This window comes from Pseudoduganella lurida (genome assembly GCF_007830455.1).
GTDB lineage: Bacteria > Pseudomonadota > Gammaproteobacteria > Burkholderiales > Burkholderiaceae_D > Rugamonas > Rugamonas lurida.
The window spans coordinates 1,012,685-1,034,015 of sequence record NZ_VLLB01000001.1; the positions used below are offsets into that span (position 1 = coordinate 1,012,685).

The following is a 21,331-nucleotide window of genomic DNA, read 5'->3' on the forward strand; positions in this document are numbered from 1 at the left end:
GGAGGAGCATGTTCCGGCATCGCCGCAGATAGTCATCATGCAATCGCACCACACCGCCGCACCGTCTCCCCGCACTTCGGGAGCACGACCGTGAAACGCATCACGCCCGCCCGGCAGTCCGCTGCCACCCGCACCGGCACGCTGGTGATCGCCGCCGCGTCCCTGCTGTGGATCCCCCAGGCGGCAATGCTGGCGCATGCGGTGCAGAAGCTGGCGCAGGGTGGCGGCCTGGCCGACATGCTGCTTCCCGCCCTCGCCTTCCTGCTGCTGGGCGTGGCCCGCGCCAGTACCGAGGCGTGGGGTGCGCGCCGCCTGTTCGCCGCATCCCGCCAGCATCTGGCCACCTTGCGCGCCGACGCCGCCCGCGCCCTCGCCAGCCGTTCGCCATTGGACCGCAACCGCCTGCCATCGGGCCGGGCCGCCAGCACGCTGGCCGAGCAGGCCGAGGCCGTGCTGCCCTGGCTGGTGCGCTACCAGCCGGCGCGCTGGAAGGTCATGCTCGTACCGCCCGTGATCGCGCTTGCCGTCGGGTCGTATTCCTGGCTGGCCGCACTGATTCTCGTCGGCGCGGCGCCGCTGATCCCCGTCTTCATGGCCGTCATCGGCTGGCGTGCCAGGGCCGCCAGCGAGACGCAGCTGCAGGTCCTCGGCGGCATGAGCGGCTTCCTGCTGGACCGGCTGCGCGGCCTGTCCACGCTGCGCTCGCTCGATGCCGTCGACGCCACCGCGCTGCGGCTGCGCGCCACGGCCGAAGCGGTCCGCCACAGCACCATGCGCGTGCTGCGCATCGCCTTCTTGTCCTCCACCGCGCTGGAACTGTTCTCGGCACTGGGCGTGGCGCTGGTGGCCGTGTACGTGGGCTTCCACCTGCTCGGCCAGCTCGGACCGGGTGCCTGGGGCGCGCGCCTGACGCTCGAACAGGGCCTGTTCATCCTGCTGCTGGCCCCCGCCTTCTTCGAACCGCTGCGCGAGCTGGCGTCCGTCTGGCACGACAAGGCGTCCGGCGAGGCTGCGCTTGCTGCTCTTTCTGCCCTCGATGCGCTGCACGGTGCAGCACTGCCGCTGCCAGGTCTGTCGAGCTCGTTTCCTGGTGCCTGGCACCGGGACACTCTGTGGAGCGGAGTCGCGATAGCGGGCGACACGCCTTCCTGGCGCCATGACATCGACCCGCCAGCTGGCGCACCGTCCATCGACATCGATGGGCTGCATTTCGCGCACGCTGGCGAAACGCCGCTGTTCAAAGATTTCTCGCTGAAGATCAAGCCGGGCGAGCACGTGGCCCTGGTCGGTGCCAGCGGCGCCGGCAAGACCACGCTGCTGTCCCTCATCGCGGGACTGGTCCCGGCCACCGGCGGCGCGATCCGCATCGACGGCACGGCGCTCGATGACGCCAGCGCCGCCGGCCTGCGCCACCGCATGGCCTGGATCGGCCAGAAGCCGCACGTCTTCGCCGGCACCGTGCGCGCCAATGTCTCGCTGCAGCGGCCCGGCATCTCGACGGAAGCCGTCAGCGCCGCAGTCAGGCGCGCCGGACTCGGTCACGTGCAGCACGCCACGCCGTCGGACAGCCTGGGCGAAGGCGGCACGGGATTGTCCGGCGGCGAGCTGGTGCGCCTCGCACTCGCCCGTGCCGCCGTCGCACCGCATGCCGGCCTGCTGCTGGTCGACGAGCCCACCGCCCACCTGGACCGCGACACGGCCGCCGGTGTCGTCGACGCGCTGCTCGACCTGGCGCGCGGCCGCACGCTGGTCGTCGCCACGCACGACCTTGCACTGGCAGCGCGCATCGGGCGCGTCATCCATCTCGGCCCATCACGTGCCTTGGAGGCAGCAGCATGAACGACATCATCACCATCCTGGCACTGTTCGTCCGCACCAGCGGCCGCCGCCTGCTGCTGGGCGCTTTCCTGGCCGCGCTGGTGGTGCTGGCCGGGATGGCACTCCTGGGCACCTCCGGCTGGTTCATCACGGCGACGGCGCTGGCCGGCCTGGCCGGTGCGGCAACCGTGTTCAACGTGTTCCTGCCCAGCGCCGCGATCCGCCTGCTGGCGCTGGGCCGCACCTTCGGCCGCTACGCCGAGCGCGTGGTCACGCACGATGCAACGCTGGCCGTGCTGGCGGCATTGCGCGAACGGCTGTTCCGCGGCTGGGCCGCACCGCTGGCCGCCCGTGCGCTGATCAAGCGCCCCTCCCGCCTGCTGTTCCGCCTGACGAACGACATCGATGCGCTCGAATCGGTCTACCTGCGCCTGCTGGTGCCGGCAGTCGCCGCTTGCGGCGCCGCGCTGCTGGCGGCGGCCGTGCTGGGCGGGATCGACTGGCGCCTCGGCACGGCCGTCTTCTTCTGGCTGGTGCTGGCGGGCTGGGGTACCGCGGCCATCGTGACGCGTCGTGCCCGGCCGCTCGCCCTGCGCCGTGCCCGCGCGCTGGAACGCCTGCGGGCCGGTGCCATCGACCTCGTCGCGGGCCAGACGGACCTGGCGATGGCGGGCCGCCTGTCCGCCCACTGCGCGCTGCTGGAGCGGCACGATGCGAAGCTGGCCAGTGCCGACGATGCCCTGCACCGCCTCGACACGCGCGCCGGCTGGGCCTACGCCGTGGCGGGCCACGCCACGGTCGCCGGCATGCTGCTGGCAGTCGGCAGCCTCGCCCAACAGAATAGAGTGGAAGTACCGGCTGCTGCCCTGGCGCTGCTGATCGCCCTGGCTGCGCTGGAACCGTTTGCCGCGCTGCGCCGTGGCGCCATCGAAGCGGGCCGCAGCTGGCTGGCCGCCCGCCGTGTCGCGCCGCGCCTGCGCGAGCCGGCAGCCGTGCCGGACATCCTGCGCGCCACCGTCGATGCGCTGCATCTGGAAGGCGTCACCGTGCAGCACGACGGTCGCGCAGCGGCCGCCCTGCATGGCGTCAGCCTGCGCATCGCCGCCGGCGAGAAGGTGGCCGTCGTCGGTCACAGCGGCGCCGGCAAATCCACCCTGCTGGCCCTGGCCGCGGGCGAGCTGCGCCAGGGAGCCGGCTTCGTGCAGGCCCGCCCCTGCACCTGGCTGACGCAGCGCACGGAGCTGTTCCAGGACAGCCTGCGCGACAACCTGCGCCTGGCCGATCCGCACGCCGATGACGAGCAGCTGTGGAATGCACTGCACGCGGCAGGCCTGGACGGCGACGTCCGCGGCTTCGCCCAGGGCCTGGACACGCCGCTGGGCGAAGGCGGCCTGGGACTGTCCGGCGGCCAGTCGCGCCGGCTGGCCCTGGCCCGCCTGCTGCTGCGCCGTACCGACTTCTGGCTGCTGGATGAGCCGACCGAAGCACTGGATGGTGCCACCGCGGCCGACGTGATGGCACGGCTGGCACGCCACGCCGGACCGCGCACCGTGCTGCTGGCCACGCACCTGCGCCGCGAGGCTGCCATGGCCGATCGCCTGCTGGTGCTGCATGCGGGCCGCATCGTGGCCGACGTGCGCCGCGGCTCCCCCGAATTCGCCACGGCGCTGCAGGCGCTGCGGCATGACTAACCCCCATCGTTAAAACCAGAAAGGATTCATCATGGATCTCGACGTTGTCGGGCTCTCCCGACTGCAGTTCGCCCTCACGGCGCTGTACCACTTCCTGTTCGTCCCGCTCACCCTGGGCCTGTCGATGCTGCTGGCCATCATGGAGACGGTGTACGTGATGACCGGCCGCACGATCTGGCGCCAGATGACCAAGTTCTGGGGCGTGCTGTTCGGGATTAACTTCGCCATCGGCGTCTCCACCGGCCTCGTGATGGAATTCCAGTTCGGGATGAACTGGAGCTACTACAGCCATTACGTGGGCGACGTGTTCGGCGCGCCGCTGGCCCTGGAAGGCCTGATGGCGTTCTTCCTCGAAGCCACCTTCGTGGGCCTGTTCTTCTTCGGGTGGGACCGCCTGTCGAAAGTGGCGCACTGCGTGGTGACGTGGCTGGTGGCGCTCGGCACCAACTTCTCCGCGCTGTGGATCCTGATCGCCAACGGCTGGATGCAGAACCCGGTCGGCGCCTCGCTCAATCCGCAGACGATGCGCATGGAAGTCGACGACTTCTACGCCGTGCTGACCAACCCGGTCGCGCAGGCCAAGTTCGTGCACACCGTCTCGGCCGGCTACGTCGTCGCTGCGCTGTTCGTGCTGGGCGTCTCGGCCTGGTACCTGCGCAAGGGCCGCCACACGGAGCTGGCCAAGCGCTCGCTGACCGTGGCCGCCTCGTTCGGCCTCGCTGCCTCGCTGTCCGTCGTCGTGCTGGGGGACGAGAGCGGCTACCTGTCGAGCGAACACCAGAAGATGAAGCTGGCCGCCATCGAAGCCATGTGGCACACGGAACCGGCACCGGCCCAGTTCACCGCGTTCGGCATTCCGGACCAGGCGGCGCGTGAAACGCACTACGCGATCCACATCCCGTTCGTGATGGGCCTGATCGGCACGCGCTCGCTCGATGGCCAGATCCCCGGCATCCATGAACTGGTGGAGCTGGCGGACGTGCGCATCCGCCAGGGCCTGCTGTCGTACGACGCGCTGGAGCAGATCCGCGCACTGGGCGGCAAGGGCCCGGTGCCGAACGACCTGCGCGCCCGCTTCGAGGAACACAGCGACAAGCTCGGTTATGCGCTGCTGCTGAAGCGCTACGTGGACGATCCGCGCCGCGCCACCGATGCGCAGATCGCGCAGGCCGCCGGCGACACCGTGCCGCAGGTGGCGCCGCTGTTCTGGTCCTTCCGCGTGATGGTCGGCCTGGGCCTGTACTTCATCGTGCTGACGGCCACGTTCTTCATCCTGTCCGCGCGCCGCAAACTGGATGCCTATCCGTGGCTGCTGACGGTGGCCGTGCTGTCGATCCCGCTGCCATGGATCGCCGCCGAAGCGGGCTGGATCGTCGCGGAACTGGGCCGGCAGCCGTGGGCCATCGAAGGCGTGCTGCCCACCGCCGTCGCCGTCTCCAACCTCGGGATCCAGACGGTGCTCACGACGCTGATCGGCTTCGTGGTGCTGTACACGATCCTCATCATCGTCGAGATGAAGCTGATGCTCAAAGCCATCCGCAAGGGCCCGGAAGACGAAGCCGCGTCGCCGCAAGGTGCCGCCAGCCCGCTGATCGGCGCCACCCCGGCGCTGCGCACGGCCCCCATGATCACTACGGAGTAATACCACCATGATTCTTCATACCATGCTCGATTACGATGTCCTCCGGTTCATCTGGTGGATCCTGCTGGGCGTGCTGCTGGTCGCCTTCGCCGTCACGGATGGCTTCGACCTGGGCACCGGCATCCTGCTGCCGTTCGTCGGCAGGACCGACCTGGAACGCCGTGTCGTCATCAACACCGTCGGCCCAGTCTGGGAAGGCAACCAGGTGTGGCTGGTGCTGGGCGGCGGCGCCATCTTCGCCGCCTGGCCGCAGCTGTACGCCGTGTCGTTCTCCGGCTTCTACCTGGCCATGGCGGCCATCCTGCTGGCGCTGATCCTGCGGCCGGTCGGCTTCAAGTACCGCAGCAAGCGCGATCACGTGCAGTGGCGCGCGGCCTGGGACTGGGCCCTGTTCGTGGGCGGCTTCGTGCCGGCGCTGGTGTTCGGCGTCGCCATGGGCAATGTGCTGCAGGGCGTGCCGTTCCGCCTCACGCCGGACATGCAGATCTTCTACGAGGGCGGCTTCTTCGGCCTCCTCAACCCGTTCGCGCTGCTGTGCGGCCTGGTCTCCGTGGCCATGCTGGTGATGCATGGCGCGGGCTGGCTGGTGCTGAAAAGCGACGGCGCCGTGGCGGCCCGTGCCCGCACCATCGGCATCGGCGCGGCGCTGACGACGATCGTGCTGTACCTGGTGGCCGGCGTGATCCTGTGGAGCTTCATCGACGGCTACCGCGTCACCAGCGAAGTGATCACCACCGGTGCCTCGAACCCCCTGTTCAAGACCGTGCAGGCGCATGCCGGCGGCGCGTGGTTCGCCAACTACGCGGCCCATCCGTGGACGATCGCCGCACCCGCCCTCGGCTTCCTCGGCGCGCTGCTGGCGATGCTGGGCCTGGCGCGGCGCTGGGAAGGCGCCACGATGGTCTTTTCCGGCCTGGCGATCGCCGGCATCGTGCTGAGCGTGGGTGCCTCGATGTTCCCCTTCATCCTGCCGTCCTCGATCCAGCCGGGGGCCAGCCTGACCGTGTGGGATTCCTCGTCCAGCCACCTCACGCTGTTCATCATGCTGGTGGGCACCTGCATCTTCCTGCCGATGATCCTGGCCTACACCACGTGGGTCTACAAGGTCCTGTGGGGCAAGGTGAACCCGGCCGAGATCAGCGATGGCAAGGCTCATGCTTATTGACCACGCTTTTTTAAACGACTGAAAAGGATACGATCATGTGGTATTTCGCCTGGCTTCTCGGCCTGCCCCTGGCCGCCGCGTTCGCGGTGATGAACGCGATGTGGTTCGAACTGATGGACGATGCAAAGCGCCAGCGGGCTGCCGGCCTGCCGCCGGAAGGCCGCCGCGCCGCGGACGAAGGTTTCATCAACCGCCGCTGACACGGCCGTTCGGCTGGTGCTAAGATCGACGGCCCGCGGCATCCGGCAGCGGGCCGTCGAAAAGGAGCGCCATGAGCCTGTCCATCCAGCACCTGAACAAGACCTACGGCAGTGGCGCGCAGCGGCGCCAGGTCCTGAAGGACATCGACCTGGAGATCGGCGACGGCGAGTTCGTCGCCATCGTCGGCCGCAGCGGCTGCGGCAAGTCGACCCTGCTGCGCCTGCTGGCCGGCCTCGACCGCGAGCACGAAGGCCGGCTGCTGCATGACGGCGTACCGATCACCGGCACCGACCTCCGCCGCGGCGTGGTCTTCCAGGATCACCGGCTGTTCCCCTGGCTGACGGTGGCCGGGAACGTGATGCTGCCGCTGGCCGAGCTGCCGCTCCCCGCCGCCGAGAAGCACGCGCGGGTACTGGAACGGCTGGCCCGGCTGGGACTGGCCGACCATGTCGACGCCTATCCGAAGGCGATCTCCGGCGGCATGGCGCAGCGCGTGGCGATCGCCCGCGCCCTGGTGAACCGCCCGCCCGTGCTGCTGCTGGACGAGCCGTTCAGCGCCCTCGATGCGATCACGCGCGGCCGGCTGCAGCAGGAGCTGCTGGGGCTGTGGCGCGACGAAGGGCTCACCGTCGTCATCGTCACGCACGACATCGAGGAAGCCGTACTGCTGGCGCAGCGCGTGGTGGTGCTGGACCGGAGCGTGCGGCGCATCCAGTCCGTCGACTTGGCCCACCCGCGCCGTCGCGGCGATCCGGCCTTCGGTGCGCTGCATGACCGGCTGCTCGCCGAGTTCCACGACGACCTGGCGCCGACGGCCTGACATCCGCGCCGGCGCCGAGCCCGGTCAGCTGATCGTGATTGCCAGTTCCCCTTGCGCCATCGGCTGCAAGGACGCCAGCGTCACCCGATACAGCGCTTCTCCCCATTCCCGCCGCAGTCCCGCGTCGGCGAGCGGCAGCCGTTCGATCCCGGCACGCGCGGTGCCCGCGTCGAAGTTCAGGTGCACGGGCGCGCTGCCGGCCAGCGACAGCTTCAGGCGCCCGCTGCCGGCAGGTTCCGGCAGCCGCGGCGTCATGAACACCAGCGCCACCGGAACGCTCCGCTGCAGCTGGAAGACCTCCTGCAGCGTCACGACGCCCCGGTCCCGCCGGAGCGCAAGCGTGCGGTCCCAGCGCGTGACGCCGGCCTCCGGCCCATAAGCCGTCGCCAGGTCCATCGACATCATCGTGACAGTCGCGCCATCGTCGACCTTGACGCGGCTGGCGCGGTTCGTCGCGCCGCCCGCCTGCATCGTGCCGTCCACCAGCGGCAGGTTGTGGTAACCGGACTGCATCGTCCAGATGCTGTACCGCTCGGGCCCGAAGGTCCTTGCCGTGTACGCCTCCACACCGGGATCGATGAACACGGGCGCACCGTCGTGGAAGACGATGAAGCTGCCGGAATCGTGGTGGCCGTGGCTGCGCGCGTTCGATGCCGTCTGTGCGGCCAGGTAGAAGCCGGCTTTCGAACCGGCCTGCTGCCGCGCCGTGACCAGCCCGAGCGCCGGGTACCACGACGAGCGGACCAGCGCATCGGCCCTGGCCTGGCCGCGCAGCGCCGCCACGTTCAGCAGGTCGGGGATGTCGCGCGCCAGGCGGCCCTGGCTGCTCGCTTCGAAACCGCTCGCCGGTGCGCGGCAGGCACCGAACGCCATCATCTCGCGGTCGCCCGTGGCGCGGCCGAAGCGGTACAGCAGCTGCGGCGAGTGGCGCACCCTGGCATGCGCATCGCCGTAGTTGACGAACCAGTCGTCCGCCACGTGCACGTCCAGCACGTAGCGGCCCATGCGCCGCACGAACGGATCGCCGGCCAGCTTCAGGGCGCCACCGGTGGCCGATTCGAGTGCGGCCAGGCAGTCCAGGTACGGCCCGGCGGACAGCGCCCAGTAGCCGGGGCCCTCCTCGCAGGCGCCATCGGCCGAATAGTCCTCCAGGAAGCGGTCCAGGCAACCGCAGATCTTCAATGTCGCCCCGATGCGGCGCGCCGGATCGGGCTCCAGCAGCAGGTTCGCTTCCAGCCAGCTCGACGCGATCCACGATGTCCAGTTGTTCAGCGGCTCCTTGCGTGCGCCAAGTCCCATCCATTTGAAATCGTCGCGCTGCCAGCCGGGATCGAGGATGCGGCGCTTCACTTCGCCCGCGATCCGGGCCGGCAGCAGCGGCGACACGCCGGCCAGTTCCGCCCCGAGCAGGTAGTGGACATGGGCGAGCGTGACGCCCGTTTCGGCCGCGAACAGGTCGATCACCGGCTCCGTCACATCCGGCAGGCCGACCCCGCTGCGCTGCATGCCGCTGTGCGCCGGCAGGCCCCAGAAACCTTCCTCGCAGATGTGCCACACGCCGTCCGCGATGGCGTGCAGGTAGCGGCCCTGGCCCTGCAGGCACTCGGCCAGCACCAGGCCCGCGAGCCGGTTGCGCCGTTCGAAGTAGCGCTGTTCGTAGCGGGTGCGGTTGCCGTTCTCGCGGAACTCGAGGAACAGGCTGGCGGGCAACTGCGGCCAGTCCTGGCCCAGCCAGCCGTCGGCGCGCGTGGTGAGCTGCGCAACGACGTCTGCCGGCACGTCGCGCCAGCCGTCGCGGTCGGCCGCCTTCGGATAGGGATGCCATGCATTCGCCGGCTGCAGATGCCGCGCCAGGAAGGCTTCGTCGAGCACCGTGCGCAGGTAGCGCTTCGGCACGACCCCATCCCGTGGTGGCAACGCCTGCGCGGCCAGCGCATGGGACCCCGGCACGTTGATCGCGGCCAGCAACCCGAGGCCGCCGCCCAGTACCTCCCGTCGGTTCATGTCTCCTCCTGTCTTATGGTTCCGGCGCTGTCGGCGCGCCGTGGGTGCCAACGTTACCATGCCGGGCCGTTGCGTTTATGTCATAGCCCGGCTCGCTGCCAATCACAAACATGATTATCTGGCCGCCGGTGGCGGTTGCTGCCATGCCGATATTGACGGGCAGCTGCCGCCTGCCTTTTACTGGATTGGCGGGAGGTATCGGTCTTCCCGCACACCATAAAAAGGGCTCAGCCTATCACCGGAGACAATCAATGAGCATCAGGACCCATACCGGCTTTGCCGTCCTTTTCACGTCCGTCAATATGGTAACGTTGTCACTGCCGGCCTTCGGGCAGGAGGCGCCGGCGGACGCCACGCCCAGCACGGTGGTCGTCACCGGCTACAAGAAGAGCTATACGGACGCGCTGGTGATGAAGCGCCAGGCGATCGGCGTGAGCGACAGCATCTCGGCCGAAGGCATGGACCGTTTCCCGGACCTGAACGTGGGCGAAGCACTGCAGCGCATTCCCGGCATCCAGGTGAACCGCGAGGAAGACGGCCGCAGCGCGTCGATCAACCTGCGCGGCCTGCCCAGCGCCTTCGCCAAGATCACGATGAACGGCATGGACTTCGCCGCCCCCGTGCTGGGTGGCGCGGCGCCGATGGGCGCCTTCGATTCCGACATCTTCAGTTCCTTCACGGTGGTGAAATCCGTCTCCGCGGCGGAACAGAGCGGCGGCATCGCCGGCAATATCGACATGGTCATCGCGCCGGCCCTGTCGCGCAAGGAAGGCTTGTCCGTCAAGGTGGCGGCCGAACACAACACGCTGGGCAGCTACACCACGCCGAAGACCTCGTTCAACTTCGCCAGTAAATTCCTGGACGGCCGGCTGGGCGTGTTCGCCAACCTGGCCGCCAAGAAGGAAGAATTCCGCCGCGACTCGCTGTACGTCAACCAGTTCACGCAGCTGAGTCCCGTCACCACGCCGGACTTCCTGTCCCGCTTCGCCGATTATTACGCGGCCGACTGCACCGGCAAGGCGGCACCGTGCGTGGCCGCGCCAGGCGGCACGGGCAGGCTCTCGAACGTCGGGGTGACCGCGCCGACCGATATCCGCCAGGCCGCGCGCGTCAACGATGGCCGGCTCGTTTCCGGCGCGTTCGGCGCCGAGTACAGGCTCTCGCCCGAACTGAAGATCGGCGGCCACTACTTCTTCACCGACCGGAGCATGAAGAACACGTCGCTGGACCTGCTCGACATCGACCTGCGCGATGCGAACACGATCATCAACCCGACGGGCGCGCCCTACCAGCACACGGATGGCCGCTACTACGTCTCCGACTACACCTTCACCAACCCGCGCGTGTACGGCTCGATGCGCAAGGAACCGTTCAAGCAGAAGGCCGATGGCCTGAACCTGCGCGGCACGTTCCAGAACGACGACTGGCGCGTGGAGGCGAACGGCATCCTGTCGAAGGCGACCAACTACGGCTACCAGGCGCAGGTCGACGTGCGCAACACGGCGAAATCGCTGGCCACCACGGGCGGCGCGGGCAACGGCATCACGGGCAGCGTGGGCCTGTCCGGCGGGCTGGAAAACTATCTGCTGGCGTTCAACCAGGCGTCGCCGGCGCTGGGCGCGGCGCAGACCACCGGCCCCTGGACCTGGGGCGGCGCCGGCAACGCGCCGACCGTCACCAACACGAACGGCGACGTGTTCATCGTGGCCGGCACCGACAACTACGCGGACAACACGGTGAAGGGCCTGCGCCTCGACACCGAACGCTTCCTCGACCTGCCCTGGCTGGAATCCGTGCAGGGCGGCCTGCAGTACAACCGGAACGAGTACAACTCGCAGACGTACCGCTCCAGCGCGGCCGGCTTCGACTACAGCCAGATCAATGGCAGCTTCGTCGTGCCGAGCGCCTTCTCCGGCGACTACTTCGGCGGCAATGCCGGCAACTACCTGCAGAACTGGCAGACGGTCGACTACGACAAGGTGGCCGGCACGCTGCAGCCCACGCTGACCGGCAGCGGACTGCGCACGGCCAGCGGCTGGGTCAACGATCCGTCCGATGGCGGCTTCACCAGCAACAACTTCAGCAAGGACGACGAGATCAAGGCGCTGTACCTGATGGCCAAGCTCGATGGCAAGGTGGCCGGCGTGAAGGTGCGCGGCCACGTGGGCATCCGCCACGAGGAAACGAAGCAGACGGTGGTCTCGATGGACCGCGTGGGCACCGGCGCCACGGCGACCTTCAGGACGGGCACGCGCGAGACGACCTACAAGAACAACCTGCCGTCGATGCTGCTGGCGGCGGACCTGACGGACAAGCTGGTGCTCCGCTACGGGAACTACAAGACCTTCATCCGCCCGAACGGCCGCGACATCTCGCCGCTCACCACGTCGATCACCCAGGATGTCGCCAACGGCGGCTACACGGTCAGCCTGGGCCGCACGGACATTGCGCCGTACACGTCGAAGTCGCAGGACCTGGCGCTGGAGTACTACAACCGCCCGAACGGCCTGGTCGGCCTGGCGCTGTACCGCAAGAATATCCACGGCATGATCGTGGCGGAGAACCGCAACGCGGCGCTGTGCCCGGCCGACGGCTACGGGCTCGGGCTGGGTTCGTGGAGCGTGGTGGGCGACCGCTGCGTCAGCGACCTCGCCGCGCCGGCCGGCGCAGGCCTGAACGGCAAGTACACGATCAATGTCAGCGGCGCGGTGAACTCGCCGAACGACCTCATCGCCGAGGGTGCGGAACTGACGGTGCAGCAGGCGTTCGACTTCCTGCCGGCGCCGTTCAACGGCATGGGCGGCGTGTTCAACTACTCGTACACGCGCATCAAGGGCAAGGCACCGGACGGCACGCAGGCGTTCCTGAACAATGTCTCGCCCCGTTCCGCCAACCTGATCCTGTACTACGAAACCCCGGCGTGGGGCGTGCGCGGCGTGTACAACTGGCGCGACGACTACAACCTGCCGAGCGGCGGCACGTTCTCCGGCGAAGCCCGCTCCGTCAAGGCGCGCGGCCAGTTCGACCTGTCGGCCTCGTACAAGATCACGGAGAACCTGTCGGTGGCCGTCGACGGCTTCAACCTGACCGACAGCTTCCGCGAAGAGTACGAAGGCTCGATGGCCAAGCTGCGCCGCGCCGACTACGACGGCCGCACCTTCCAGGCCACGCTGCGCTATACGTTCTTCTGATGCCCGCGCACCGGGATCCGCCGCGGTTGCGGGCGGTCGATGCCCCCGGTGCCGGCACGCCGGGGGCTGGCTCCGCAATCGGCTCCCGCGGCCCCGGTCCGCGGCCGGGCCAGCGGTGCCTGCCCCCGGCGCTTCGCGAACCGGAGTCCCGTCCTTCGACCACCGCCCGCGGCACGCTGGTCTCCGGCTTTTACCCGGTCGCTTTACCGCGCACCGCTTCCTCCAGTCGGTCCGCACCGGCTTGAACCGTTGTCCTTTAAGTTACACTCTCGCCACCATCCACCAGGAGACCGTGTGAATCCCACCGCATGCCTGCCGCCGCTGGCGGTCCTCTTGCTGTCCACCGCCGCCCTCGCCGCCCCCGTCAAGGAACTGAAGCCGACCGAGGTCGCCGCCTTCATCGCCCGCAATCCCGATGCGATCGTGCAGATCACCTCACCCGATCCGAAGTGCGGCTACTGCATCGGCGCCGACAAGCGCTTCGACGCGGCGGCCGCAGCGCCCGGCAACCGCAAGCTCGCCTTCGCCCGCGTGCAGCATTCGCCCTGGGCCGCGATCCCCGATTTCGGCGACCTGATCAAGTTGTATGGCGTCCCGACCCAGGTGATTTTCCGGAGCGGCAAGCAGGTCGGCGATGCCTCGATCTACCGCACCGACGTGGCCACGTTCTACCGGAAGGTCGATGCCGTACTGGCAGCGCCGCCGAAGCCGGCTGCCCCACCAGCACCAGCACCAGCACCGACATCAGCACCAGCACCCAAACCCCTGGCGGCCGACGACAGCGCCGCCCTGCACACGATGGTCCGGCGCGATCTGCTGCGCGGCGTGATGGCTGGCTGCGCGAGCCGCTTCGCGGCCGGTGCCGGCAGGTACCAGGGCGCGATCGCGCAATGGGAGGCGCCACGCAAGGCCGCGCTGGACAAGGGTGCGATGCTGCTGCTGACTGGCGGTGCGGACATGCACGCGCTGGCAACGGAAGAACAGACCGCGCTCCAGAAGTGGCAGGCAAACGAGCTGGGCATCCCGATGTCGAAGAAGATCGAGGCGGCCGATTGCGACCGCTTTGCCGCCGCCCTCCCCAACCTGCAGTAAGCCGCCCTGCCGCCCATGACCGCACCGACCCGCCGCCTCTTCCTGAAACACTCGCTCGCCCTCGCCTCCGGCCTGGCCGTGAATGCCGGCGCCGCAGAAGCGCCGTCACCCGTTGCCGCCACCCGCCACGGCCAGGTGCGCGGCTACCGGGACAACGGCATCAACGTCTTCAAGGGGGTGCGCTATGGCGCGGACACAGCGCCGCGCCGTTTCATGGCGCCGCTGCCACCCGAACCCTGGCGCGGCGTGAGGGACGCCCTGGAGCACGGCGCCTCGGCGCCTCAGTCGAAAGGCGAAGGCGCTACCAGCGAGGACTGCCTGTTCCTGAACGTGTACACGCCCGGCCTGCGCGACAGGGCGAAGCGTCCCGTCATGGTCTACATCCACGGTGGCGCCTACAACAACGGCTCCGGTTCCAGCCCGCTGTACGACGGCGTGCGGCTGTGCCGGCGCGGCGACGTGGTGGTGGTCACCGTCAACCACCGCCTCAATGCCTTCGGCTATCTGTATCTGGCGCGCCATGGCGGCGCGCAGTTCGCGGACTCGGGCAATGCGGGCCAGCTCGACCTGATCCTCGCGCTGCAATGGGTGCGCGACAATATTGCCGAATTCGGCGGCGATGCCGGCAACGTGACGGTGTTCGGCCAGTCCGGCGGCGGCGCCAAGATCGCCACGCTGATGGCGATGCCCGCCGCGGCCGGCCTGTTCCACCGCGCCGCCACGATGAGCGGCCAGCAGGTGACCGGCAGCGGCCCGCTGAACGGCGCCCTGCGCGCGCAGGCGATCCTCGATGCATTGCAGCTGCCGGCGTCGCGCGTCGACGAACTCCGCACCCTGCCTTTCCAGCGCATCCTCGAGGTGCTGAACACGCGCGACCCCGTGCTGCCATTCGGTGGCGTGTCGTTCGCGCCGGTGCTGGACGAGCGCAACCTGCCGCGCCACCCGTTCTATCCGGATGCGCCGGCCCAGTCGGCGCGCATCCCGATGATGATCGGGAACACGCACGACGAAACGCGCGCCTTCCTCGGCGGCGATCCGCGCAATTTCACGCTGGACTGGGCCGACCTGCCGGCACGGCTGGCGGCCAATATGCGCGTGGACATCCAGCCGGAGGCGGTGATCGCGGCCTACCGCAAGCTGTATCCAGCACTGTCGGCAAGCGATCTGCTGTTCAGCATCACCACCGCCTCGCGCTCCTGGCGCGGCGCGATCATCGAGGCGGAAGAACGCGCGAAATCGGGCAGCCCGGCCTTCGTCTACCAGCTGGACTGGGCGACGCCGAAGGACGGCGGCAGGTTCGGCGCACCGCATGCATCCGACATCCAGCTGGTGTTCGACAATATCGCCAGGCCGGGCGCCACCGCCATCGGCCCGCAGGCGCAGGCGATGGCCGACATGATGAGCGAGGCGTTCATTGCGTTCGCCCGCAGCGGCAACCCGGCCAGCAGGTTCATCCCGCGCTGGGAGCCGTACGACCTGGCGCGCCGCCAGACGATGATCTTCGACGTGCCGCCACGGCTGGAGGACGACCCGCGCGGCGCCGAGCGCAGGATCTTCGCGAAGGTGCCGTATGTGCAGCCGGGGACGTGAACGGGCCGCACGCCATGGCCACGCGTGACTTTTCGTGAATTTTGCAGGGCTGGCCAGGTGATATGCTTGGGCGACATCCCTGAACGGAACCATCGCATGTCCCACCTTACCCGTTTCTGGCGCGCTGCCGGCTTTGCGCTGGCACTGTGTTGCGCTTCCGCCGGCGCCGCCGACTTTGCAACCGAGCTGGCCGATGCGCAGAAGGGCGACACCGAAGCGATGCATAACGTCGGCGCCCTGTACGCAATGGGCCGCGGTGTGCCGCAGGATTACACCGCGGCGATGGACTGGTTCGGGCGCGCCGCCCGGCGCGGCAACTACGGTTCGATGTACAGCCTGGGCATCATGTACCGGTTCGGCCAGGGCGTTCCGATCGACATGGTGCAGGCCAGCGCGTGGTACACCATCGCAGCCGAGACCATCCCGAAAAATGCCGACGAGTGGTTCATCCCGCGAGCCAAGGTGGCGATGTACCTGCGCACCGCCGATGAAGTGCGCAAGGGGCTCGGCGACAGCGAGCGGGCCGCGGCCGCAGCACGCGCCGCGGAACTGCGCAGGGAGATCGGGCCGGTAGCAGCTCCCGCCACCTGAAGCACGGCCAGGACACCGCCGTCCAACCATGCAGCCTGCGAACAAGCGCATGAAACATCTTCCGATCCTTCTCGCCGCCCTGCTTGCCTGCACGGGCACGTCGGCGCAGGAAGCCAGTGATCCCTACGCCAAGGCCCGCGCCATCATCGGGGACCTGGGCCGCATCACCGCACCGGGCGGTGTGCAGGACTCGTACAAGACGCGCATCGGCGGCATCGACCAGTGGCTCAACGTGCGCGGCCAGGACCGCGCCAATCCCATGATCCTGTTTGTGCACGGCGGCCCTGCCTCGCCCGTCACGCCCACGCAATGGCAGTTCCAGCGGCCGATCGAGGAGTACTTCACGGTCGCCAACTGGGACCAGCGCGGCGCCGGCAAGAGCTATGGCGAGACCGACCCGCAGACGGTGGCCGGCACGATCCGCATTGAGCGCTATGTGGACGACGCCATCGAAGTGGCCGAGCACCTGACGGCGCGCTACGGCAAGCGCAAGCTGATCCTCATGGGCCACAGCTGGGGCACCATCATCGGCCTGCGCGCGGCACTGAAGCGGCCGGACCTGTTCTTTGCCTATGTCGGCATCGGCCAGGTGCTCGACATCCGCGAAAACGAACGCATCGGCTTCGAGTACGCCATGGCCCAGGCGCAGCGCGACAACAATGCCGAAGCGCTGCAGGAGCTGCGCTCGATCGCGCCGTATCCGGGCGACCAGCCCATTACCCGCGAGCGCATCATCATCGCGCGCAAGTGGCCGCAGCACTACGGCGGCCTGAGCGCCTTCCGCAGTGAATCGGGCTACTACTTCCAGGGCCCGCTGCTCTCGCCCGAGTACACGCCGGCGCAGGTCGACGATCTCGACAAGGGCAGCCTGCTGACGCTGGGCCGCGTGCTGCCCGAATTCCTGGCGGTCGATTTTTCGACGGTGAAACGCTTTCCGATCCCGGTGGTGATGTTCCTTGGCCGGCACGACTACACCACGCCAACCGCGCCGACCGTGCGCTGGATGGCGCAGGTGGAGGCGCCATCGAAACGCATCGTCTGGTTCGAGCATTCGGCGCACATGGTGCCATGGGAGGAGCCCGGCAAGACGCTCGTCAGCCTGCTCGAATTCGTGCGGCCGCTGGCGCGGTGATCAACGCGGCGCCGCCGCCGTCGAATCCCGCACGATGAACTGCGCCGGCAGTTCCACGCGCGCGGGCAGCGCCGGCCCGCCGTCGATGATGGCGACCAGTTCCTTCACGGCGCGGCTGCCGATTTCCTCCAGCGGCTGGCGCAGCGTGGTCAGGCGGGGAAACACGTAGTTGGCCGCTTCCACGTCGTCGAAGCCGATGACGGACAGGTCGGCCGGCACGGCGATGCCATGTTCGCCGGCCGCATCGAGCACGCCGAAGGCCATGTCGTCGTTCGCCGCGAAGATGGCGGTGGGCCGCTGCGGCAGCGCGAACAGTTCGCGGGCGGCGCGATAGCCGCTGGGGTGCATGAAGTCGCCCTCCTTCAGCCAGGCCGGGTCGACGGGGATGCCGGCCGCGCGCAGCGCATCCTCGTAGCCCCGCTGCCGGTCGGCGCTCTGGCCCGTGTGCGGCGTGCCGCCGATGAAGGCGATGCGTGTGTGGCCCAGGCCGATCAGGTGTTCGATGGCGATGCGCGCGCCGGCCCGGTTCGCGCCGATGATCACGGGCAGGTCGACCTCGCGCGCGGAAAAATTCACCAGCACGCAGGGCGATTTTGCCCGTGCCAGCTTGTCGAGGATGGTGTCGCTGCCGTTCGGCAGTACCAGCACCAGGCCGTCGCACAGCTTGCGCAGCATCTCGCTCGTGCTGGCGCGCCCCGGTGCATCGAAGTGTTCCGCATTGAAGGCCAGCAGGTCGTAGCCCAGCTTGCGCGCCGAGCGGTTGATGCTGGTGATGAGTTCATGGACGACGGACGAACCGAAGCCGTGGATGAACACGCCGATCAGCATCGAGCTGCTGCCGCGCATGCGCTGCGCCAGCAGGTCCGGCGTGTAGTTCAGTTGGGCCGCGGCCTGCAGCACCCGATCGCGCGTGGCCTGGGCCACATAGCCGACCCCGCGGATGGCCCGCGATGCCGTGATCACCGACACGCCGGCGATCTTCGCCACTTCCGTTATCGTGTTCCGCTTCGTCATGCTGTCCTGCGGCTGCCGCGGGCCGGCACGACGGCCGTCTCGCCGCTGCCGCCCGTGCCTGCCGCGATGCTCCTTCGGGGGCGCTGGGGTCGCCTATCGTAGCATGTCACGCATCCGGCCCGGCCAACCGGGCGTCGGGTTCGCCACGCGGTACGCTACAGTGGGCCGGACTTCATCATGCGACCCGACACCATGCCATTTTCCCGCCTCCGCCACGCCTGGCAGCAGCGCCGCTACAGCACCGGCCAGTGCGCCGGCATCGCCTTCGTGTTCCTGTGGTTCTTCATCGGCGGGATCGCGCACTTCGTGGCCACGGAGACGGAAGCGTCCATCGTGCCGCCCTACATTCCGTGGGCCGTGCAAGCCGTGATCATCAGCGGCGTGTTCGAGCTGCTGGGCGCCTTCGGCATCCTGCTGCCGGCCACCCGGCGCTACGCCGGGATCGGCCTGTTCCTGCTGACGCTTGCCGTCACGCCGGCACACATCTACATGCTGCAGGAACCCCAACGCTTCCCCGTGCCGCTGTGGGCACTGTGGCTGCGGCTGCCGATCCAGGCGGCGCTGCTGTGGCTGATCGTGTGGTGCACCTGGCTGCCAAGGCGCAAGGCCTGACAGGTCCGTCGGTTACAGCCTCCCGGCAGCCCACTGCACGCCGCGCGCCACCAGGTCGAGATAGCGGGGATCGGCCATCTCCGCACCGTTGTGCGCCAGCGTGGTGCTGAACACGCGCACGCGCTGCGGACCGTAGTAATGGGTCCAGGCGACCATGTAGGTCTTGCCTCGATCCGCGGCATCCTTCGCTGCGGGCTGCACGCCCAGCAGCACCGGCGTCACATCGAAGGTGGTCAGATTGTTGTAGAGCTCATCGGCGCCCGTGGTGTACGGGACGAAGCCGGCCGCCACGGGATGCGAACCGGGTGCAAGGGACAGCCGGATCGGCGATTGCGGGCCGTGGCCGCTGGACTGGATGCCGGTGAACTCGAACCAGCGCGCATTCGCCGCCCCCGCCGCGACGGGCCGCTTCCAGTCGCCGGAACGGTAGGAGTGCATGGCGCAGTGCAGGTTCACGGCGGGAATGCCCGCGCGGTGCGGCGCCAGCACGGCATCGACTGCCGCCGCGCTGTCTTCATCGGCGGCGCATTCGTCGTGGATGACGACATCGTAGCCGTCCGCATACTTCGGATTGCCGTAGATCGGCAGTGCCGGCCGCGTGGCCTGCTCGCCGGGCTTCGGGTCGTAATACACGTGGCTCACCTGCACGGCCATGCGCGCCTTGAGGCCCTCTTCCAGCAACTGGCGTTGCTGCGCGTAGTCGTGGCAGCAGCCACCGCTGACGATCAGTACCTTGAGGGGACGGTTTGCCTCGGCATGTGCGGGGGAGCAGGCGGCGAGCGACAGCGCGATGGCGGGCAAGGCAAATTTCGGCATGGCGGTCTTCCGGTAGCGGCGATGCCAGATTCTAGGCCCATTGCACGGTGCCGTTGCATCAATTCCATGATTGCTGTGCAGGAGGCTGGAAGCACACGCGAATCCTCAATATCGTCAATTCAGCGAGTGCGCCGACCATCGACGATTGCCGGTTTTTCCGAATCAATTCAGAGACCTAGGGCGCAAACGCGAAAACAACAGCGCTCAGGCACGATTAATTTCCTTGTGGCAATTTGACGAAATTGAGCATAGAATCCTGTCCACGCTCCTGCTCATCTGACAACCAACCTACAACAACATGAAAAACCTGCGTATCAAGACCATCATCTTCGGCGTCATCGGCGCCCTCGTGGCCCTCATGCTGGCCATCGGCGCCCTCGGCTACCACACCACCCAGCGCTCGGTCGAGCTGCTGGAGGACGCGGTGCTGCGCTCGTCGCAGCAGCAGCTGACGCTGGCGAACCTGCTGTTCCGCATGGAGGCCAACCGCAGCCAGGTGCTGCAGGCCCTGCAGCACAACCCGGACAGCAAGTACGCCGTGATGCACGACCACCCGCTGGCCAACCATTTCAAGAACATCGCGGCCAACACGAAAACGCTGGAAACGGAACGCGAGGCACTGCTGTCCGCAGTCCGCGCCGGCGACACGCGCGCCGCCATCGACCGCTGGATGGCCGCCAGCGACAACCTGGGCCTGGCCATGATCGGCGCTGCGTCGAAGGCGATCGAAGCGGGCGACTGGGACCGGGGCCAGGAGATCCTGATCAGGGACATCAATCCCACCTACCTGAAAGGCCAGAAGGCCTATACCGAGCTGCAGGAGCTGATCACGGCGCGCAACGCGGCGCAGAGCGAAGCCCTGCACGCGGAACTGCGTTCGCTGAACCTGCTGACGCTGGCGGCCGTGCTGATCGCCGTGGCGCTGGCGGCTGCCGCCGCGGCGTACCTGGCACGCGCCATCACGGCACCGCTGCATTCGGCCGTCCGCCTGGCGCGCCAGGTGGCCGATGGCGACCTGAGTGCCCATATCGATGTCTCGTCGCGCAACGAATTCGGCCAGCTGCAGCACGCGCTGCGCGACATGACGGCCAGCCTGGCCGGCATCGTGACGGAAGTGCGCACCGGCAGCGACGTCATTGCCAGCACGTCGAAGGAGATCGCGGACGGGAACATGGACCTGAGCGCACGCACCGAACAGCAGGCCAGCGCCATCGAGGAAACCGCCGCGTCGGTCGAGCAGCTCACCAGCACCGTGCGCCAGAATGCGGACAACGCGCGGCAGGCCAGCGAAGTGGCGGCCGGTGCGTCGCGGGTGGCTGCAGCAGGTGGCGAGGTGGTGATGGAAGTAGTCGGCACGATGAGCGCCATCAACGAGTCGGCCCGCCGTATCGTCGATATCATCGCCGTCATCGACGGCATCGCGTTCCAGACCAATATCCTGGCGCTCAATGCGGCCGTGGAAGCGGCCCGCGCCGGCGAACAGGGCCGCGGCTTTGCCGTCGTGGCGGCGGAAGTGCGCAACCTGGCACAGCGCTCGGCCACGGCGGCCAAGGAGATCAAGGTGCTGATCACCGATTCGGCCGAGAAGATCGAGAACGGCAGCCGGCTGGTCGACAAGGCCGGCACGACGATGGATGAAATCGTCGGCAACGTGCAGCGCGTGGCGGACATCATGGTGGAGATCACCGCGGCCAGCGCCGAGCAGAGTGCCGGCATCGACCAGATCCACCGCGCCATCAGCGACATGGACCAGGTGACGCAGCAGAATGCCGCCCTTGTCGAACAGGCGGCTGGCGCTACCCAGTTCCTGCAGGGCCGCGCCGACAACCTGGCCAGCCAGGTCAACGTGTTCCGGCTGGCGCCTGTCGCACAGACGGGCAAAGCTGATGGCGATGCACGCGGCAAGCACGTCCTGCGCATCGCTGCGCGGCAGCAGGCAGTATTAGCCTGAC

The 21,331-nt window shown here is 68.4% G+C and carries 16 protein-coding genes; 13 read left to right on the forward strand and 3 right to left on the reverse strand.

The genetic code is table 11. From position 1 onward, the window contains the following. Positions 1 to 90 precede the first annotated feature (90 nt). The 6 genes from cydD to IP91_RS04380 all read left to right on the forward strand — a co-directional run bounded on the left by cydD (position 91) and on the right by IP91_RS04380 (position 7,337). A complete protein-coding gene (gene cydD / locus IP91_RS04355; protein ID WP_145647519.1) occupies positions 91 to 1,839 on the forward strand; it encodes a thiol reductant ABC exporter subunit CydD in 1,749 nt (582 codons plus the stop codon). Next, positions 1,836 to 3,509, forward strand: coding sequence for an amino acid ABC transporter ATP-binding/permease protein (locus tag IP91_RS04360; RefSeq protein ID WP_145647520.1), 1,674 nt, complete (start codon positions 1,836 to 1,838; stop codon positions 3,507 to 3,509). Before cydD ends, IP91_RS04360 begins: the two co-directional genes overlap by 4 nt. A gap of 31 nt (positions 3,510 to 3,540) precedes the next feature. Beyond that, entirely contained in the window at positions 3,541 to 5,151 is a 1,611-nt protein-coding gene (locus IP91_RS04365; protein ID WP_145647521.1) for a cytochrome ubiquinol oxidase subunit I, read from the forward strand. Positions 5,152 to 5,158: 7 nt separating this feature from the next. Then, positions 5,159 to 6,316: a cytochrome d ubiquinol oxidase subunit II gene (gene cydB / locus IP91_RS04370; protein WP_145647522.1), complete on the forward strand. Its 1,158-nt coding sequence runs from the start codon at positions 5,159 to 5,161 to the stop codon at positions 6,314 to 6,316. A gap of 35 nt (positions 6,317 to 6,351) precedes the next feature. Then, positions 6,352 to 6,516: a cytochrome bd-I oxidase subunit CydX gene (gene cydX / locus IP91_RS04375; RefSeq protein WP_145647523.1), complete on the forward strand. Its 165-nt coding sequence runs from the start codon at positions 6,352 to 6,354 to the stop codon at positions 6,514 to 6,516. A 71-nt stretch (positions 6,517 to 6,587) separates the two neighbouring features. Next, positions 6,588 to 7,337, forward strand: coding sequence for an ABC transporter ATP-binding protein (locus tag IP91_RS04380; protein WP_145647524.1), 750 nt, complete (start codon positions 6,588 to 6,590; stop codon positions 7,335 to 7,337). A gap of 24 nt (positions 7,338 to 7,361) precedes the next feature. Here IP91_RS04380 and IP91_RS04385 read toward each other — a convergent pair whose 3' ends face one another. Continuing rightward, entirely contained in the window at positions 7,362 to 9,341 is a 1,980-nt protein-coding gene (locus tag IP91_RS04385; protein WP_158643077.1) for a heparinase II/III domain-containing protein, read from the reverse strand. 251 nt (positions 9,342 to 9,592) lie between these two features. Here IP91_RS04385 and IP91_RS04390 point away from each other — a divergent pair, with 251 nt between their 5' ends. The 5 genes from IP91_RS04390 to IP91_RS04410 all read left to right on the forward strand — a co-directional run bounded on the left by IP91_RS04390 (position 9,593) and on the right by IP91_RS04410 (position 16,937). Then, the gene (locus IP91_RS04390) at positions 9,593 to 12,532 is read left to right on the forward strand and encodes a TonB-dependent receptor (RefSeq protein WP_158643078.1); all 2,940 of its coding nucleotides are present in this window, start codon (positions 9,593 to 9,595) and stop codon (positions 12,530 to 12,532) included. Positions 12,533 to 12,826: 294 nt separating this feature from the next. Then, a complete protein-coding gene (locus tag IP91_RS04395) occupies positions 12,827 to 13,624 on the forward strand; it encodes a hypothetical protein (RefSeq protein WP_145647527.1) in 798 nt (265 codons plus the stop codon). A gap of 15 nt (positions 13,625 to 13,639) precedes the next feature. Next, positions 13,640 to 15,214: a carboxylesterase/lipase family protein gene (locus IP91_RS04400; protein WP_145647528.1), complete on the forward strand. Its 1,575-nt coding sequence runs from the start codon at positions 13,640 to 13,642 to the stop codon at positions 15,212 to 15,214. Positions 15,215 to 15,310: 96 nt separating this feature from the next. Then, the gene (locus IP91_RS04405) at positions 15,311 to 15,805 is read left to right on the forward strand and encodes a tetratricopeptide repeat protein (protein ID WP_145647529.1); all 495 of its coding nucleotides are present in this window, start codon (positions 15,311 to 15,313) and stop codon (positions 15,803 to 15,805) included. Positions 15,806 to 15,854: 49 nt separating this feature from the next. Then, the gene (locus tag IP91_RS04410; RefSeq protein ID WP_145647530.1) at positions 15,855 to 16,937 is read left to right on the forward strand and encodes an alpha/beta fold hydrolase; all 1,083 of its coding nucleotides are present in this window, start codon (positions 15,855 to 15,857) and stop codon (positions 16,935 to 16,937) included. On the opposite strand, the gene IP91_RS04415 is transcribed toward IP91_RS04410, so the two are convergent. After that, positions 16,938 to 17,951 (reverse strand): LacI family DNA-binding transcriptional regulator, encoded by a 1,014-nt coding sequence (locus IP91_RS04415; protein ID WP_145647531.1) that lies wholly within the window; start codon positions 17,949 to 17,951, stop codon positions 16,938 to 16,940. Positions 17,952 to 18,128: 177 nt separating this feature from the next. Here IP91_RS04415 and IP91_RS04420 point away from each other — a divergent pair, with 177 nt between their 5' ends. After that, positions 18,129 to 18,563, forward strand: coding sequence for a DoxX family protein (locus IP91_RS04420; protein ID WP_229473860.1), 435 nt, complete (start codon positions 18,129 to 18,131; stop codon positions 18,561 to 18,563). Between the two features lie 12 nt (positions 18,564 to 18,575). On the opposite strand, the gene IP91_RS04425 is transcribed toward IP91_RS04420, so the two are convergent. After that, on the reverse strand, positions 18,576 to 19,379 hold the full coding sequence (locus IP91_RS04425; RefSeq protein ID WP_145647532.1) for a ThuA domain-containing protein: 804 nt from the start codon (positions 19,377 to 19,379) through the stop codon (positions 18,576 to 18,578). Positions 19,380 to 19,677: 298 nt separating this feature from the next. Between IP91_RS04425 and IP91_RS04430 the strand changes: the two genes are divergently transcribed. Next, positions 19,678 to 21,330 (forward strand): methyl-accepting chemotaxis protein, encoded by a 1,653-nt coding sequence (locus IP91_RS04430; protein ID WP_145647533.1) that lies wholly within the window; start codon positions 19,678 to 19,680, stop codon positions 21,328 to 21,330. Position 21,331: the final 1 nt, after the last annotated feature.

Excerpts from the sequence above, each read along its gene's own strand:
- IP91_RS04400 (WP_145647528.1), top strand. The coding sequence starts at position 13,640 with ATGACCGCACCGACCCGCCGCCTCTTCCTGAAACACTCGCTCGCCCTC.
- IP91_RS04425 (WP_145647532.1), bottom strand. The coding sequence starts at position 19,379 with ATGCCGAAATTTGCCTTGCCCGCCATCGCGCTGTCGCTCGCCGCCTGC.
- IP91_RS04380 (WP_145647524.1), top strand. The coding sequence starts at position 6,588 with ATGAGCCTGTCCATCCAGCACCTGAACAAGACCTACGGCAGTGGCGCG.
- IP91_RS04415 (WP_145647531.1), bottom strand. The coding sequence starts at position 17,951 with ATGACGAAGCGGAACACGATAACGGAAGTGGCGAAGATCGCCGGCGTG.
- IP91_RS04430 (WP_145647533.1), top strand. The coding sequence starts at position 19,678 with ATGAAAAACCTGCGTATCAAGACCATCATCTTCGGCGTCATCGGCGCC.
- IP91_RS04405 (WP_145647529.1), top strand. The coding sequence starts at position 15,311 with ATGTCCCACCTTACCCGTTTCTGGCGCGCTGCCGGCTTTGCGCTGGCA.
- IP91_RS04420 (WP_229473860.1), top strand. The coding sequence starts at position 18,129 with ATGCGACCCGACACCATGCCATTTTCCCGCCTCCGCCACGCCTGGCAG.
- IP91_RS04365 (WP_145647521.1), top strand. The coding sequence starts at position 3,541 with ATGGATCTCGACGTTGTCGGGCTCTCCCGACTGCAGTTCGCCCTCACG.
- IP91_RS04360 (WP_145647520.1), top strand. The coding sequence starts at position 1,836 with ATGAACGACATCATCACCATCCTGGCACTGTTCGTCCGCACCAGCGGC.
- IP91_RS04385 (WP_158643077.1), bottom strand. The coding sequence starts at position 9,341 with ATGAACCGACGGGAGGTACTGGGCGGCGGCCTCGGGTTGCTGGCCGCG.
- IP91_RS04390 (WP_158643078.1), top strand. The coding sequence starts at position 9,593 with ATGAGCATCAGGACCCATACCGGCTTTGCCGTCCTTTTCACGTCCGTC.
- cydB (WP_145647522.1), top strand. The coding sequence starts at position 5,159 with ATGATTCTTCATACCATGCTCGATTACGATGTCCTCCGGTTCATCTGG.
- cydX (WP_145647523.1), top strand. The coding sequence starts at position 6,352 with ATGTGGTATTTCGCCTGGCTTCTCGGCCTGCCCCTGGCCGCCGCGTTC.
- IP91_RS04410 (WP_145647530.1), top strand. The coding sequence starts at position 15,855 with ATGAAACATCTTCCGATCCTTCTCGCCGCCCTGCTTGCCTGCACGGGC.